Origin of the sequence: Aminiphilus circumscriptus DSM 16581, assembly GCF_000526375.1 — a bacterium.
Taxonomy (GTDB): domain Bacteria; phylum Synergistota; class Synergistia; order Synergistales; family Aminiphilaceae; genus Aminiphilus; species Aminiphilus circumscriptus.
In genome coordinates, this window is sequence record NZ_JAFY01000007.1 from 922,256 (window position 1) to 937,638 (window position 15,383).

Annotated in this window: 14 protein-coding genes; 4 read left to right on the forward strand and 10 right to left on the reverse strand. The window is 63.4% G+C overall.

Annotation, left to right across the window (positions count from 1 at the left end):
* Positions 1-22: 22 nt before the first annotated feature.
* From efp to K349_RS18285, 7 genes are all read right to left on the reverse strand, one after another.
* Positions 23-595 carry an elongation factor P gene (efp, locus tag K349_RS0115260; protein ID WP_029166614.1) on the reverse strand — a complete coding sequence of 191 codons (573 nt, stop codon included), beginning with the start codon at positions 593-595 and terminating at the stop codon, positions 23-25.
* A gap of 151 nt (positions 596-746) precedes the next feature.
* The gene (locus K349_RS0115265; protein WP_029166615.1) at positions 747-2,531 is read right to left on the reverse strand and encodes a secretin N-terminal domain-containing protein; all 1,785 of its coding nucleotides are present in this window, start codon (positions 2,529-2,531) and stop codon (positions 747-749) included.
* Positions 2,492-3,091, reverse strand: a complete 600-nt coding sequence (locus tag K349_RS0115270; protein ID WP_029166616.1) for a hypothetical protein — start codon at positions 3,089-3,091, stop codon at positions 2,492-2,494. Before K349_RS0115270 ends, K349_RS0115265 begins: the two co-directional genes overlap by 40 nt.
* The gene (locus K349_RS0115275) at positions 3,088-3,633 is read right to left on the reverse strand and encodes a hypothetical protein (protein WP_029166617.1); all 546 of its coding nucleotides are present in this window, start codon (positions 3,631-3,633) and stop codon (positions 3,088-3,090) included. Before K349_RS0115275 ends, K349_RS0115270 begins: the two co-directional genes overlap by 4 nt.
* A 1-nt stretch (position 3,634) precedes the next feature.
* Positions 3,635-4,216, reverse strand: a complete 582-nt coding sequence (locus K349_RS0115280; RefSeq protein ID WP_029166618.1) for a PilN domain-containing protein — start codon at positions 4,214-4,216, stop codon at positions 3,635-3,637.
* On the reverse strand, positions 4,213-5,160 hold the full coding sequence (pilM, locus tag K349_RS0115285; RefSeq protein WP_029166619.1) for a type IV pilus biogenesis protein PilM: 948 nt from the start codon (positions 5,158-5,160) through the stop codon (positions 4,213-4,215). Before pilM ends, K349_RS0115280 begins: the two co-directional genes overlap by 4 nt.
* A gap of 341 nt (positions 5,161-5,501) precedes the next feature.
* Positions 5,502-6,404, reverse strand: a complete 903-nt coding sequence (locus K349_RS18285; RefSeq protein ID WP_029166620.1) for a transglutaminase domain-containing protein — start codon at positions 6,402-6,404, stop codon at positions 5,502-5,504.
* Between the two features lie 418 nt (positions 6,405-6,822).
* Here K349_RS18285 and nudC point away from each other — a divergent pair, with 418 nt between their 5' ends.
* Positions 6,823-7,698, forward strand: a complete 876-nt coding sequence (gene nudC / locus K349_RS0115300) for an NAD(+) diphosphatase (RefSeq protein WP_029166621.1) — start codon at positions 6,823-6,825, stop codon at positions 7,696-7,698.
* Positions 7,699-7,803: 105 nt separating this feature from the next.
* On the opposite strand, the gene recD2 is transcribed toward nudC, so the two are convergent.
* The gene (recD2, locus tag K349_RS0115305) at positions 7,804-10,269 is read right to left on the reverse strand and encodes an SF1B family DNA helicase RecD2 (RefSeq protein WP_029166622.1); all 2,466 of its coding nucleotides are present in this window, start codon (positions 10,267-10,269) and stop codon (positions 7,804-7,806) included.
* Positions 10,270-10,637: 368 nt separating this feature from the next.
* Here recD2 and K349_RS0115310 point away from each other — a divergent pair, with 368 nt between their 5' ends.
* Positions 10,638-10,901, forward strand: a complete 264-nt coding sequence (locus K349_RS0115310) for a hypothetical protein (RefSeq protein ID WP_029166623.1) — start codon at positions 10,638-10,640, stop codon at positions 10,899-10,901.
* A gap of 72 nt (positions 10,902-10,973) precedes the next feature.
* On the opposite strand, the gene K349_RS17465 is transcribed toward K349_RS0115310, so the two are convergent.
* Together K349_RS17465 and K349_RS0115320 are read right to left on the reverse strand one after the other, a co-directional pair.
* The gene (locus K349_RS17465; protein ID WP_029166624.1) at positions 10,974-11,786 is read right to left on the reverse strand and encodes an alpha/beta hydrolase; all 813 of its coding nucleotides are present in this window, start codon (positions 11,784-11,786) and stop codon (positions 10,974-10,976) included.
* 265 nt (positions 11,787-12,051) lie between these two features.
* Positions 12,052-14,208 (reverse strand): methyl-accepting chemotaxis protein, encoded by a 2,157-nt coding sequence (locus tag K349_RS0115320; RefSeq protein WP_169731366.1) that lies wholly within the window; start codon positions 14,206-14,208, stop codon positions 12,052-12,054.
* Between the two features lie 373 nt (positions 14,209-14,581).
* Here K349_RS0115320 and K349_RS0115325 point away from each other — a divergent pair, with 373 nt between their 5' ends.
* Positions 14,582-14,824, forward strand: coding sequence for a hypothetical protein (locus K349_RS0115325; RefSeq protein ID WP_029166626.1), 243 nt, complete (start codon positions 14,582-14,584; stop codon positions 14,822-14,824).
* A 21-nt stretch (positions 14,825-14,845) separates the two neighbouring features.
* Entirely contained in the window at positions 14,846-15,295 is a 450-nt protein-coding gene (locus K349_RS0115330) for a DUF3795 domain-containing protein (RefSeq protein ID WP_029166627.1), read from the forward strand.
* Positions 15,296-15,383 lie beyond the last annotated feature (88 nt).

The window sequence follows — 15,383 nt, forward strand, 5'->3', positions numbered from 1 at the left end:
CTCCGCCCTTCTTCGGGGCCGTCTACTTTTTGGCCCGTTCGATGTACTGACTCGTCCGGGTATCGACGACGACGACCTCTCCCTCGTTGATGAACATGGGCACGCTGATGGTAAGTCCCGTCTCGAGGATCGCGGGCTTACCGCTCCCCGACACGGTGTCCCCCTTGAAGCCCGGGTCCGTCCGCACCACCTTGAGTTCCACCGACTTCGGGAGTTCGATGGTCATGACCTTCCCCTCGTACATCTCCAGGTTCACGTCCAGGTTGTCCTTGAGGAAGAGCACCGCATCTCCCAGAATTGCCTTCGACAGGGAAATCTGATCGTAGCTGTCCAGATCCATGAAGACGTAGCCGTCTCCCTCCTGGTACAGATACTGGGCGGGTTTCTCGTCGAAGATGATCCGCTCGAACCGCTCGCCGGAACGAAAGGACGTCTCCACGATGGATCCCGTGAAGAGGTTCTTCACCTTGGTCTTCACCGTCGCCCCGCCCCGCCCCATCTTGTGATGCTGAAAATCGAGCACTTCCCACACGCTGTCCTGCCACTTGAACTTCAACCCGTTGTAAAAATCACTGGTATCGACTACCTGCGCCATGGACGCACCCTCCCGATCCTTCCGACAGTGCGGAGCAAATTCCAAACGTCCGTCCGTTCTACGACGGTTCGTCAAAGAAACAGATTACCCGATAGCATGATCCTTGCCAAGCCGGGAAATGCGGTTTTTCCCCCCGGATGAATCGGAGCGGTCAGGGAGTGCTCGAACGTCGGATTTCCGTGCTCTCGATCCCGCCCTCGGGAATGTCCAGGATGTAGGGAACAATGACCATGATCACCTCGGTGGTCCTTTCGGATTTGCTCGTGGTGCGAAAGAGCGTTCCCAGCAGGGGTAGGTCCCCCAGAATGGGAATCTTCGACACGTTCTCGCTGCGACGGGTGTCGAAAAGACCGCCCACCACGAAGGGCTCGCCGTTGCGGACCCGCACCCGGGTTTCCACCTCCTGCTTGTTCGACTCGGGAACCTGGAAGTTGGAACTTTCCTTAAAGGTTACGTCTCCCGTGGCGAGCTTCATGGCAAGGGTGATCATCCCCTCACGGCCGATGATGGGGACGATCTCCAGGGTGGGGCCCGCCTCCACGTCGCCGTAGGTGGGGTTTCCCGCGTCGTCCCTCCCGGAGACGTACTTGATCTGCTGGGTGAGGCGTACCACTGCCTTCTCGCCGTCCACGGCGATGACCGTCGGCTGGGCGAGCACGTTGGAGTTCCCCTTGGCGGTGACGGCCCGGAGCCCTCCGTCGAGCATGCGCATGGTGTTCTTCATGATGTTCTCCGGCTCGATGCCCTCGGGGGGCCGGAGAAGCTCGTCGTCGTCGTAGTCGGGGTCGTACCTATCGGGTTTGTTGGAGTCGATGTAGCCGATCACGCCGCCTCCGGGCCCGTAGGTGAAGTACCAGTGCTTGTACACCGCGGAGAGGGAAGCCTCCACCTCGTCGCTGTCGCTCTTGGCGACCTGGATGATTCTGGCCTGGACCATGACCTGCCTCCCCGGATGGTCGATGCGCTCGAGGAAGCGCGCCACCTCATCGAGGATTTCCGGCGAGGCCGTGACGTAGAGCTCCCGGAGCCGCTCGTCCACCACCACCTTCTGCACGTCCACAAGCCCCTGGACCAGCGCGGGAAGCGTCTTCGGATCCCCGTAGCCGATCCGGAAGACACGGGTGGTCTCCCGCCCAAGGGTCCGGGCCAGATTCTCCCGCTTGCCCACCAGAATGGTGTTCCCCACCAGGGCGTAGCGGATGTCGTACATGCGAAGCAGGTAGTTCATGGCCTGGTTGAAGGGGACATCCTTCAGGCTGAGCGTCACGGACTCCGTGGGAAGGGAGGGATCGCAGACGATGTTGCACTTCGTCATCCTTCCGAGCATGAGGAAGACGCTCCGCAGCTCCATGTCCCGCACGTCGATCGTCACGGGAGTGGTCCGCTGGAGGGGATCCCCTGCGGCGGGAGCAGGAGGGGGAGGTGTTGGCGACGGTCCCTGGGGGCGATAGGAGGCGGGGGAGAAGAAGAGGGAAACCCGGCGCAGCGGAGGAACCCCCTCGGGCGCTTTGAGCGACAGCGGCAGCGGAGACTCCACGTCCATCCGCAGGCCCCGTTCTTCCTGCAAGAGGGAGATCCGGTCCAGCATGGGGAGGCTGTAGACACGTTCCCATCCTCCGGCGGGAAGGGAGACCCCGGGCCAGAAGAGCGTGATGCGCCCCGATTCCTCGCCGCGCACCACCGGAAGGGGAAGTGCCGTTCCCTTCACCTCGAGGATGAGCATGTTACCCCCCTGATTCGCCTCGATTCCCTCGAAGACCGGAAGAACAATCGACGCCGAAGCCGGGACGGCGGTCAAAACACCCCAAAGCATTCCCAGACCCCAGAGAAGATCGCGGAGAAGGCGACACGTCCAGACAAGCGCCCCGCCGCGGCGTTCGCTCCTGGGATTCACCGTCATTCCTCCATCCGAAGTTCCATACGCCTGCCCGCCCATGAGACGACCACCTTCTTCTCGGAAATGGAAAGCACCCTGCCCAACCCTCCACCGAATCGCGTTCCCGGTTCCACCAGGAGTTCCGATGACTCCCCCTCCACGTCGAGCACGGCGCTGCGCCTTTCTCCCATGAGGAACACCGCCCGGAGCACCATGTAGGGGGGGATAATCTCCTGCACCGTCCGGGCAGGCTGCGCCGACGCCGCCACCTCCACCGTGACCGCCTGGGCCACGGCTCCGGAGGGGGCGAAGGGGCGCCGGTCCGCGGCGACGGTGAGCGCCACGAGCTGGCGGCTGGTTTGCCGGGAAAGCATGGTGGCGGAAAAGTCCTTCACCATTCCTTCCAGTCGGGCGCGGTCCTCCACCAGAACGATCTCCCCGGAAGATTCCGGGACGATGTCGCTCCGAGCCAGGAGGCGCCACAGGCCCATTCCCTCGAAAAGGGCAAGTCCGAGAAAGAGAGCAAACAGCAGGATCCGCAGTCCCCTCGTGCCCGGGGATTCCCCCTGGAGTAGCTCCGACAGTGCTTCGAAGGGAGATTCTTCACCGGCGAAATTCATCGTTCTCCCTCTCCTTCCAGCACCGTCTCCAGCAAGGTCGATCCCGTCACGTGCCCCTTGTTGTCGGAGAAGGAGAGGGACAGGGAACCCATGCGCACCATCACGGGCATGGCCCGCCAGTCCGCCATGGCCTTGAGAATCGTGTAGTAGGGGCCCTCGAACTCCACGGTCACGGCGGTCCGCCCGGAAACCATGGCCGAAGCGGGGGCGATGCGCTTCACTTCCACATTGTATTTGGTCAGCTCGCTCTCCACCGCCGAGAAGAATCCCACCCGGTCGCGGGGAAACTGCAGCACGTATGCGTCCAGGCGGGAGAGAGCGCTCTTGTAAAGTTCGAGAAGGGCGGAGGTGCGTTCCAGATGCCGCTCCATCGCGGCCGTTTCACGTCGCAGGTCGAGAAGCCTCCTTTCCTCCTCCGCGCAACGGGCGCGGAGATGCTGGTTCAGGAGAACGCCCCCCACCACCACGACCACCAGGAAGAGCATCAGCAGAAGCGAAAAAACACCGAAACCGGCGGAGAACCGTCTTTTCCTTTCTGTCATTTCATTCCCCTCCGGCGGAATCGCCCAGCGAGGCGAGGTCGGCGAGCGAACAGGACAGACTGAAACGCACGCACCGCCGCCCGTCCCGGACAACACCGCTGGTGACGGGAAGACTTACCTCCCGCACCACCGTCGCTCTGGCCAGGGCATTGCCGAAGACCACCACGTCCCCCTCGGAATAGGCGTATCCCTCGGCATCCGCACGACCGGGGCGGATGGAGATCCGATCCACCCACACCGTTCCGGGAAGGGATGCCTCGAGGGCCGCCAGAAATTCCAGGGAGGGAATGTCCTCGCGCACCATGGAGAGCACCTCCGCGTGGAGTTTTTCCTGCTGCTGCAGTCGCTGCAACTCCCTATCGAGTTCTTTCGCCTGTCGCTCCAGAGAAAACATCCGTTCCGAGACGGAGGCCGCCTCATTCCTGAGGGACTCCAGCCGGAAAGAGCCAAGCAGTGTGTTTCCGAGGGAGAGCGAAAGATACACCGCGAAAAGGGCGGCGAGCATCAGCCCGGGCCGGCCCGACTGCCGCTTCTGGGCTTTGCTTCGATATTTCTCCGGCCTCAGATCGAAACGGACACTCATGCAAAATCCTTCACCGCGAGGCCGAAGGCGGTCTCCCAACCGCTGGCCTCCTCGGGCACCTCTTCAAGACCCCATGTATCCCAGAGGGAAAAGGGGTGAACGGCCACCTGCGGAAGTGATTCCGCGAGAAACGCCAGGGAATTCTCCCGGGTCACGGCGGTACTGCATACAAGCACCCGATCCACGACGAGATTCCGGAACTGTCCCGTCGCGAAGGTGATGGTGGATCCCACCTCCCGGGCGAGAGAGCGGAGCGCCTCGTCGAACCCCATGGAACTCTCGGCCCCCACGAGAAGCGTTCGAAAGAGAAGGCCCGAGGTCCGGTAACCCACGACGACGTGGCTGCTCAGCCGTCCGACGGAAAGACACAAAAAGCCCCCCTCAGCGGAGGGAATCGGCCCAGAGAAGGTCCTCAACAGCCCCGCGAGAGCGGGCTCCAACCCCGCGACGGACATGCCCGCATTCTCGCAGGCCTCCAGGAGCAGCTCCACCAGACGCAACCGAGCGGCGGCAACGAGGAGCCTCATGTTCTCGCCGCTCCCCTCCTCGGGATGCTCCACGGGACACGTATCGTACACCGCCTCGGTCACAGAGAAAGGGAAATACTTGTCGAACTCCCACCGGAAGGCCTCCCGGGCGTCCTCGGGATTCATCCTGGGCAGCTCCACCACCCGGAGCATCACATCCCGGGAGGGAAGCCCAACGTAAACGGGAAGAATGAAACCGCGCCCTCTTCGGGCACGCAGCTCCTCCAAGGCGGAAAGCAGTTTCGTCGGATCTCCCAACAGTTCCTGCTGCACTGTTCCCGGAGGGAGCGGCTGAATCAGGTTCGACAGAACGCGAAAGACTCCGCCTCGCCTCTCGATCTCGAGATAGCGCAAGCCATCCCCCTCGATCGAGAGGGCTGTTCTCGATTCCTTTCCGCCAAAGAAGGAATAGGCCACAAGTCCACCTCCCTCAGGGTGCGGGCGCCGCGTGTCGCGACGCGGAACCTCTGCACACGCAGTATAGCATAGGCGAACCGGAAAACATCTCAAGAGAGTTAAACGTTCCCGTGGAGAAACATGTCTCTGAGCCAGTAAGGAATAATTTACGAAATAGACCGTTTTTTTCAAAAAATATCTATTTCGCATCCCCCCTTTTTGCAACACTTTCTGCTCTCCCGGGGAGAAAATCCTTGGGGCGGAAAGAGTTACCCTCTCCGGCGCCATGCCGCGCTCTGTCCTTCTGGTCGTTCTTTTTCCTTCTTCCTCTTTTCGTTTCCGTTTTGCTTTTTCGTCTTTCTTCACGGACCGGGGAACGGAACGGGAGCGGGGGGAAAGGCACTCCGATCCCAGACATGGCCGCTCCGCCACATGGTCGCGTCGTCCTGCAACAGGTAGTTCCTCCGGATCTCTCCGGCGATGCGCCGCTTTTCCTCGGGGGTGAAATGCCCCTGAAAGTCGTAGGTGGGATCGTCGAAGGTGGTGTCCACGTGGTACCAGTTCTCGCCCACCCGGATCAGGTTCCAGGCGTGGTCGCCCCCGGAGATGATCCGCACCTCGTAGCCAAGAGCACGATACATTTCAAAGGCGAGTAGAGCATAGCCGTGACAGACCGCCTTCCCCTGGAGCGCATCATAGGCGGTGAAGCGCCGCAGCGTCCGGTCGTAGTCCACGGTGGCGACAATAAAGTCGTGCACCGCGGCGATGCGCTCGTAGTCGTCCATCTCCGGGGTGACGAGCTCCGCGAGGATCTCCCCGACCCGGCGCGCCACGAAGGCGCGCTGCTCCGGATTCTCCCAGTAGTCGATACGAACCTCAACCGCGCTCTTTCCGCCGCCCCGGACAATCCGAAAGGTCCACCGCTCCACCAGATAGTCGAATTCGGGTACCTCGCGCAGCACCTCTTCCCGGGCGGCTTCGACGCTCCGCCGGTCGAAGGAGGCACCGCCTTCCTCGTAACGGAAAAAAGTCTTCCGCTCCAGGAGTGCCGTTCGCAACGCCACGGCAAAGGAATCCGCCTCTCCGAAGGCCCCGGGCAGAAGGGCGAACACGAGTCCCAGCACGAGGGACACCAGCGCATAAAAACGGGCGCGAACGCACCTGTACTGGGAAATCCGTCCCCGCCCTTCCTCCGGCACACCCCCGGAGAGGGCGTTCCGTCGTCTCTCCGCCGCTGCTTCCGGTTTTTCCGCCGTCCCCGTCATGCGCACCTCCTCCGAAAAAACGGACCCAGCCACACACTCCGCGCCGCAACATCCAGAACAGGCGCGCCGCGCCACTACACCTGACAAAAATCCACCTCCGGCGCCCAGAAAAGTTCCCCCCGTGCCGCCCGTAAAAAGTTCCGCTCCCGCGCCACCACGTCCAGGAAAACTCCGCCCCCTCGCTGCCGAACCCGGAACAATGTCGTCTCCGTGCCACTGCACTCCTTCGCGCCCCTGCTCCGTTCCGGTTTGTCCTCCTCTGCACGAATGGCTCTTCTTCGAGTTCTCCCCGGCAAAGGACCGGAAAAGGAGTAGAATGAGACTCGTCTTTTGACACACAAACGTTCAGGGGCGGACCGGATAACCGGACAGGACGGAAAAGGCGGCACCGGCCCGACCCGTTGCGGAGGAATTTTTCATGACAGCAGACGACACGCACGACAACGACCGAAATCCGGCACACCCCGACGGCGGAAGCGACGGCGCCGCCGCCGGAACCACCTGGTTTCTCTTCCGGGGCAACGACATTCTCCTTCGCTCCGGAGAAATGCCCGCGCTTCCCTTCGGCGAGGAACCGCCCCTCGCCCGGGAACTCCTTCGGTCAGGACACTTCGGCCCCCCGGATGGAAAGCGCCTCGCCTGGGGAGAACTTCCTCCGGACTGCACTGTCCCCGTGGATTTTTTCCAAAAGGACCTTCGTTCTCTCTGGACACTGCTCGGAGAGAGGGCTTTCTCTTTGGCGGGAACGGCCTTTCAGCTCATGAACTGGACCCGGAACACCCTCTACTGCGGACGCTGCGGAGGCCCAATGCGAAACTCCGCGAAGGAACGCGCCCGGGAGTGCCCGGCCTGCTCCTTCGTGACCTATCCTCCGGTCTCCCCGGCAATCATCGTGGCAGTGCGCAGGGAGAACCGACTGCTTATGGGCCGAAGCCCCCACTTCCCCAAGGGGCGCTACAGCGTCCTCGCGGGATTCGTCGAACCGGGGGAGAATCTGGAGGAAGCCGTGGCGCGGGAGATCTTCGAGGAAGTCCGCATCTCCGTGAAGGACGTCCGCTACGTCGCCAGTCAGCCCTGGCCCTTTCCCCACTCCCTCATGGTGGGCTTCACCGCCCTCTGGGAATCAGGGGAGATCCGCATCGACGAAAAGGAGATCGAGGACGCCCGGTGGTTCTCTCCGGAGGAGCTTCCGGACCTTCCGCCTCCGCCGAGCATCTCCCGGCGCCTCATCGACGCCTTTCTCCTGGAGATGGGCGAGGACCCGAAAAAACGGGCGGGCGTCCCTTGGACGTAGGAGCGCGCCGCGGACGCTCCTACGCTGTCCAGGCCCCTGCAAGCGCTGCAGAGCGAGGCAGCCTCCTTCGGGACAGCCTCTGCGGATCCGACAGTGAGACCTCCGTCATCGACCCGGCGGCGGAGCGGGCAGCGCCGCTTCGCCTCGGGCGGCCATGATTCGCTCCGCCAGCAGGGAATAGCGCTTCTCCCGGCGGTCGTTCCCCACCGCGATGGCCAGAGCCTTCCGGGTGCCCACGAGGACGACGAGCTTTTTCCCTCGTGTCACCGCCGTGTAGAGAAGGTTTCGCTGGAGTAACATGTAGTGCTGGGTGAGCAGCGGAATGACCACCGCGGGATACTCCGATCCCTGGGATTTGTGCACCGACACAGCGTAGGCGTGCACCAGCTCGTCCATCTCGGAGAAATCGTAGGACACATCCCGCCCCTCCACGCGAACCATCACAGTCTGCTCCTCCCGGTCCACCCGGACGATGCGCCCCAGGTCGCCGTTGAAGACCTCCTTGTCGTAGTTGTTCCGGATCTGCATCACCTTGTCTCCCTCGGCGAAGACGCGCCCTCCCCGGAGAAACCCCGCCTCGGCGTCGAGGGAGCGGGGATTCAGTGCCTTTTGGAGCACCAGGTTGAGGTTGCCCGCCCCCACAATCCCCCGGTGCATGGGCGTGAGCACCTGGACATCCTCCACGGGATCGAGGCCAAAGCGCCGGGGAATCCGATTCCGCACGAGGGCCACAATGATGTCCACCACCCGTTCGGGCTCCTCTTTTTCGATGAAATAGAAGTCCGTCAGCTCCTCCCCGGCGCTCTCCGTCCGTGGCATTTTCCCCGCGTTGATACGGTGGGCGTTCAGGACGATGCGACTCTCCCGGGCCTGGCGGAAGATCTCCGTGAGGGTGGTCACGGGAAAGGCCCCGCTCCGGATGAGATCGGACAGAACGTTTCCCGCCCCCACGGAGGGAAGCTGGTGAATGTCCCCCACAAGCAGCAGGGACGCCCCGGGAGGCACAGCCATGACCAGGTGGTACATGAGCACTGTGTCGATCATGGACGCCTCGTCCACCACGAGCAGGTCACACTCCAACGGCCGGGAGGCGTTCCGGGAAAAGGCTCCCCGGGAAGGCGCGTATTCGAGGATCCGGTGGATGGTCTTCGCCGCACGCCCCGTGGCCTCGGCCATCCGCTTCGCCGCACGCCCCGTGGGGGCCGCCAGCAGGACGGTCCGCCCCCGGACGGCGAAGAGTTCGAGAAGAACCTTGAGGATGGTGGTCTTTCCCGTTCCTGGGCCTCCGGTGATAATGGAGACCCGAGAGCCGAGGGCCATCCGGAGGGCATCGCGCTGCGCCTCCGCCAGGGTGATGGGCAGACGCCGCAGCACCGCCTCCACGGCGGCGGGGGAAAACTCCCGCGCCGGCGACGCACCGCACCGACAGAGGCCGAGCAGCCCCGAGGCAATGCCCTCCTCGCAGGTATGGTACTTGGCGAGATACACCGCGGGCGCAAACTCCTCCCCGCCGTCGGCGGAAAGTTCCTGCGGAAAGGATTCCTCTTTGGAAAGAGTCCCCACCTTCGGCGTACCTCTTCCCGGAGTATGCGCGTCCACCACAAGCCGGTTCGCCGCGGTCGCGGAGGCGATGGCCCGAAGGATGTCCTCCGCCGTCGCCTCTCCGGAGACGGAGTTCGTGCCGTCCATGCCTTCCGCCCTCTTCGCGGACGCCCCTTCCGCAAACCCCGCCGCGCTCCCGTCCGGGCCGGTGCCGGACTTGGACGACTCCGGCGCTCCCGCGACGCCCTCGTCCTTGCGGCGCTTCTCTCCCAGCACGTCCAAGCAGGTCTTCACCAGCACGTCCCGGGGACAATAGACGTGTCCTTCGTCGGCGAGCGTGTGCAGCACGTGCAGCACCCCCGCCTCCAGGCGCAGCGGCGAATTCTCGAGAAACCCCAGGCGGGAGGCGATACGGTCCGCCGTGAGAAAACCGATCCCCCAGATATCCGTGGCGAGGCGATAGGGGTTCTCCCGCAGGAGTTTCAGAGCCGCGCTGCCATACTGGCGGAAGATCTTCACGGCGAACCCCGCGCTCACTCCGTGGGACTGGAGAAAGAGCATGACGTTCCGGATCTCCTTCTGCTCCGCCCAGGCCCCGGTGATGCGGGCAAGCCGCTTCTCCCCAATCCCCTCGATGTCGAGGAGCCGTTCCGGAGTTCCCTCGATGACATCCAGCGTGTCCATGCCGAAGGCGTGCACGATCCGCCCCGCCATCACCGGACCGATGCCCTTGACGAGGCCGGAACCGAGGTACTTCTCCATTCCCGTGACGGTGGCGGGAGCGGTGGTCTCCATGTGGTCCGCTCGAAACTGCTCCCCGTACTTCGCATGGGATTGCCATGTTCCAGCGAAGCGTACCGTCTCCCCCGGCTGGGGGCAGGGGAACGCTCCCACCACCGTCACCAGGTCCGAGCGGCCCTTCACGCGCACCTTGACCACCACGTAGCCACCGGCGTCGTCCGCGTAGGTAATTCGCTCCACCTGACCGTGCAGGACCGTCTGCGTCGTTCCGTCATGCCCCTTGTCCATCGGCGTGGCCCACTTCCTTCGCTCCCACCCGGCCTCCTCGAGGGATCGGGAGATTCGGCAATCTCACCGGCGAGGAGGATGCCATCCCGTTTCTTTTGTCTATACTAGTTTCTATACTAGTTCATGAAGCCACTTCTCCGCCACCATTTCTGCTACTATGCGACATATCCGCCCCGGCGACAGTCCTTTGCATGGCACAACGAGACCACACGCCTGGTATGCCCAAAACATGCGGAGAAAGGACCCCGTGAGAGTCCTCGATCCCACGGACGGACGGCAGGCTCGAAAAGCACGGAACAGGCGGGAAACGGACGGGAAAAACATCGGAAAGACCGGAAAACGGAGACCACGTCAAGGAGGGATTCCCCGTGTGGATGAAGCAGACAGGATGGCTGAAACAGATACAACACCCGGAGGAAACAAACCTCGGCAACACCACGCTCTCTCCGGAGGACCTGGAGAAGTTCGAGAAGGTGCGGCGCTACGTCCGGGGCGCCCGGATGCTCCTCACGGAGCTTGCCAACACGCACAACGGCCAGCCCGTGGGCGTGCTCTTCCACAATCAGTCCGTCTACGTGGGAAGCGCGGAAAAGGAACTGCGTTCCCTGGCAAGCCGCCTCGGCCTAGAGTGATCCCGGGCTATACTTTCGGTCCGCATGCTTCGAGGCGGTAGGGAAGCGACCTCAGGTCCGGCCTTCGTCCCCTCACCAGGGAACATTCCCGAGCAGCTCCGCGAGCCCCGCACGAAAGCCCTCCAGATAGGCGTCGCGGTGCGACAGGTAGCTCATGTGCCCTGCTCCCTCAAGAACAACGAGTGCTTTTTTTCCGGGAAACCCCTCGAAGAGGCGCTCCCCCTCCCGAAAGGGCACCAGCCGGTCCGCCGTGCCGTGGAGGAAGAGGATGGGAACGCCCGTCCGCAAACGCCGGAGATGGTGTTCCGTGGCGAAGCGCTCTCCGCAGAGACGCTCCGTCCACGATGCGGGCAGCCAGGGAAACCGCACCCCCGCCATGGAGGAAAGGGAGCGGAAGGCCGACTCCAGAACCAGAAAGGGCGTCTCCGGGTGATCCGCGGCGAGCTTCGCCGCGAAGGGACTTCCCAGAGAACGCCCGAAGATTCCCACCGATTTCGCGTCCACCCCCCGTTCCTCCACGAGGTGGCGCCACGCCGCCTCGGCGTCCAGGCAGGTTCCCGCCTCGGAGGGAACACCACCGCTCTTGCCGAAACCGCGGTAGTCGAAGATGAAGAAGCGCGCCCCCGCCAGAGCCAGTGTCTCCATCAACCCGACCCGGAAGGGCGTCGAGAGGTTTCCCGAATTGCCGTGGCATACGAGAAGACACGCTCCCGAGGTGGAAGCTCCCCGGCCCCGGGGAACCACGTGCCACCCCCACAGGGACGTTCCGTCCAGGGAGGCGAAGCGGACTTCCTCCCGGTCGAAGACACCGCCGTCAGGCACGGGAACGAGACACCGCGACGCACGAAACAGCCTCCGCTCGAAAAACCGCACGAGCATACCCATTCCACTCCCCCTCGAAACGAATCACGGATCATGCTGCCGCATCGTTTCGATGATACCATGCATTTCGGGTAGGCGGACCGGCGGAGACCTCCGCGAGCAAACCCCGCCCGATGCGCCTGCGGCGAGGCTTCCACGCTTCATAAAGAAAACAGGTACCTCCGGATGCCCTTCGTTCGAACCGAAAACAGGTCGAGATCTCTCCGAAAAAAGAGAAAGCTCCCTCTTGTTCGAAAGGGAGAATGCACCCTGAGCCGCTCCGTTCAGATCATGCCGCTCCGGCGACGTGTCGGTTTCTTTTCGACGAAGCCGGCAGGGATGACGGAAGCGGAGCGGTCGTTTTTCGGGGCAACCAGGCGCGACCGAGCCGGTGCAGCTCGGAAGCGGGCACTTCCGCCGCCGGGACGGAGCGCCCCTGACAGGGAACCAGTTCGGGCGCGGGGTCGTCGAGTACGTATCCTTCAAGCTGCCGCTCCGACGTCTCAAGCAGCTCGTTGAGCCCCAGGGCGGCCTGGCGGAGCCGCCGCATTCCTCCCGTGAGATCCGACAGGGTCATGGAAATGGCCCCGGTGGTGGCGTCCGTTCCGGCGACACTCCGGGTAACCCGCTCAACCGCAAGGGCAATCTCCCGATTCCGTTCCGCCTGCAGGGAGGCGGTTTCGGCGGTATCGCCCATACGGGCGGTGACGGCCTCCACCATGTGGTGCACTTCCGTCATGCGGACCTCCATGTCTGAAAAACGCTCCAACCCGCGCACACCAAGCTCCCGACCCTCTTCCGCGGCGAGGAACACTCCTTCGGTTCCCTCCAGAATGGTCTCCGCGAGAACACCCACCCGTTCCGCCGCTTTTCGGCTTTCTCCGGCAAGCTTGCGCACCTCCTCGGCCACCACGGCGAACCCACGCCCCGCGGAACCGGCCCGGGCGGCTTCGATGGCAGCGTTCAGCGCGAGCAGGTTCGTCTGGGCCGCCACGGCGGAGATGGATTCCACCATGCCGCCGATCTGCTCCGCCTCCTGCCGGAGACGGCGCACCGCCTCGTCGATGTGCTCAAACCCCTGCGCCATGGAGCGGACAGCATCGCTGGCGACCTCCCCGATGCTCCGGGCCGCCTCTGCTTCGTCACGCAGGGCAAGGACATCTTCTCTCGAGCGCGCCGACGCCCCAGCCACGGCCTCCGCCCCCTCGGCGGCCCGGAGAGTCGTCTCCAGAGCGGATTCCAGGGCAAGCATGTTCTCCGCCATCCGCTCCTTCAGTCCCGCGCACTCCGTCTCCACCCGGAGCACCACGCCGGAGATCGTTCCGGCAACCGCCTCCAGCTCCTTCGCCTCGGCGCCGATACGGCGGCCATCACCACGCAGGCGAAGGAGCATCTCCCGACTCCGGGCAATGATGCCGTTCAGCGCGCCGCCGATCCGGGCCATCTCGTCCGCCCCGGACGCACGGGCCTCCACGAGGAGATTGCCCTCCACGACGCTCCGGGAGACTCGGAGCAGTGCCTCCACGGGTACGGTGAGACTTCTGCCCACGCCGAAGACAAGCAGTCCCACCGCGACCGCCGCGGCGAGGGCGAGCAGAAGCTGCTCCAGACCGAGACGCATCACGGGACGCAGCGTCTCCGCCTCGTCCACCACGTTCACAAGCCGGAGACCGTAGGGAAGGGCGTACCCGTAGATCCGCCACGTTCCTTCCCCGCCCGCCACCCGCAGACTCGTTCCGTCCTCGGGGATGGAAGCGATGTCCGACGTCCACGTCCCCGCCTCGTCCAGGGGACGAAGGGCGAGCGCGGAATCGGGACCGGCGAGGATGCGATTCTCCCGGTCGAGAAGAAAGACACGTCCCGTCTTTCCTTCACCGCCCGCCCGGATCCCCAGATCACCGATCCGGATATCCGCGGCGAAGACGCCGAAGAGCCTCTTGTCGTCGTAGAGGGAAGCGACGGGAACGGCAAGGGTAACCACGGTCTCGCCCGTCCTGATGTCCTCGTGAGGGGCGGTGAGGACGAATCCCTTTGCGGCGACGGCCTCCCGATACCATTCGCTCTCCCTCGGGTCGTACTCCTCCGGAGGAAACCAGGCGTTCCCGTCGAGAAGGCTTCTGTCGGGCAGGGCAAGATACAGGTCCAAAAAACCCTTCTCCCGGGACTGCTCCGTGAGGTCCCGCACATAGTCCCCCATGGTGCCGGGAAGAATGCCCAGGTTCTCGATCATGTAAGCCATGTTGCGCGACGCGGTTCCGAGAACGTTTTCGAGCCCCCGGAACCAGTTCTCGAAGGCCTGGGCGCCGGACCGGCCGGTAGTGCTCTCGCTTTGGTCCGCCTGGCGGAGAATGATGCCCGCGCTCCGGTAATAGGCTGTTCCTGCCAGGCCCAGGGTCACCAGGAACACTGCGAGAGTACAGAGCGTCAGGCGTGTTTTGAATGTCATTTTCTCCACCTCCGTGTCTGCTCGTCGCGAAATCCGCCGCGACACCATACCCCCGGGAACGCTCCATTCCAGGGTGCACATACTCCGCTTCTTCCAGCGGGCCGGATGTGCCGCCGCACTCCGGTGCCCGGCGTTTACGACACCATCAAAGGTAGAGGAGAAATGTAACACGCCCTCCACAGACCAGGCCCAGTTCCGTAACAGGTGCTTCTCTTGCTCCCGTGCTCCGAAGACGGGATCCGTCTCTCGTCGCAACCGTGCCGACACACACGATGCCCGGGCCGGCAAAATTGTGCCAAAACGGCGGATTCGTCCACCAGTGATTCGTGCTATACTTTATATGGTTGAAATTAACATGAGGACGGTGTCACACGTGGAAACCATGAAGAAACCTGCCATTCTCGGCATGGAGAAAATCATCCAGGCTCTTAAGAAGGAAGGTTACACGGTTCTTCTGTGCGTCTCCATCGAAGACCCGCAGACGGGGGATCCGCCGCGCATCGCCGGTACCGTAACATACCAGGGGCATCCCGAGGATCCTCGGAACGTGGAATTCCGCACCATTGAACAGATGGCTCGGGAGCAGGGTCTCCTCGTCAATGGCGGGGAAAGCTGAACGATCGGGAGGAAGGAACGCATGCCCTACGAAGAACTGCGTTGCCGCGTTGCCCCCTGTGGTCTCGACTGCGGCAAGTGCATCGCCTTCGCGGACGGGCCGGTTCGCAAGTCCGCGCAGGAACTGATTACCCTTTTGGGAGAAAATTTCCACACCTACGCCGAGCGTTTTGCCGCCGCCACCCCCGTCTTTGCCGAGTACGCGGCGTTCCGGCGCCTTCTCGACCATCTCGCGCAAGGGGAATGCCGGGGATGCCGCAGCGGAAGCTGTCTCTTCCAAGCCTGCCGCGTGCAGCACTGCGTGCGGGAACACGAAGTGGACTACTGCTTCCAGTGCGACGCATTCCCCTGCACCACCACGGAACTGCCCCCCAGGCTGGAAAAACTGTGGCGTGAGAACAACACTCTCATGAGCACCATCGGCATTGAGGAATTCGCCCGCCACATCGAGAACAGGCCCAGGTATCCCTGAGAAAGGCTCTGGCCCTTCTCGGGCGCTTCCCTGGAACCCCTGAAAACAGGAACTCCGACGATCGGAAGCCGCGAAACACCCCCGGAAA

Coding starts and splice junctions, on each gene's coding strand:
- efp (WP_029166614.1), bottom strand. CDS start 595: ATGGCGCAGGTAGTCGATACCAGTGATTTTTACAACGGGTTGAAGTTC.
- K349_RS0115265 (WP_029166615.1), bottom strand. CDS start 2,531: ATGGGCGGGCAGGCGTATGGAACTTCGGATGGAGGAATGACGGTGAAT.
- K349_RS0115270 (WP_029166616.1), bottom strand. CDS start 3,091: ATGAATTTCGCCGGTGAAGAATCTCCCTTCGAAGCACTGTCGGAGCTA.
- K349_RS0115275 (WP_029166617.1), bottom strand. CDS start 3,633: ATGACAGAAAGGAAAAGACGGTTCTCCGCCGGTTTCGGTGTTTTTTCG.
- K349_RS0115280 (WP_029166618.1), bottom strand. CDS start 4,216: ATGAGTGTCCGTTTCGATCTGAGGCCGGAGAAATATCGAAGCAAAGCC.
- K349_RS18285 (WP_029166620.1), bottom strand. CDS start 6,404: ATGACGGGGACGGCGGAAAAACCGGAAGCAGCGGCGGAGAGACGACGG.
- nudC (WP_029166621.1), top strand. CDS start 6,823: ATGACAGCAGACGACACGCACGACAACGACCGAAATCCGGCACACCCC.
- recD2 (WP_029166622.1), bottom strand. CDS start 10,269: ATGGACAAGGGGCATGACGGAACGACGCAGACGGTCCTGCACGGTCAG.
- K349_RS17465 (WP_029166624.1), bottom strand. CDS start 11,786: ATGGGTATGCTCGTGCGGTTTTTCGAGCGGAGGCTGTTTCGTGCGTCG.
- K349_RS0115320 (WP_169731366.1), bottom strand. CDS start 14,208: ATGACATTCAAAACACGCCTGACGCTCTGTACTCTCGCAGTGTTCCTG.
- K349_RS0115330 (WP_029166627.1), top strand. CDS start 14,846: ATGCCCTACGAAGAACTGCGTTGCCGCGTTGCCCCCTGTGGTCTCGAC.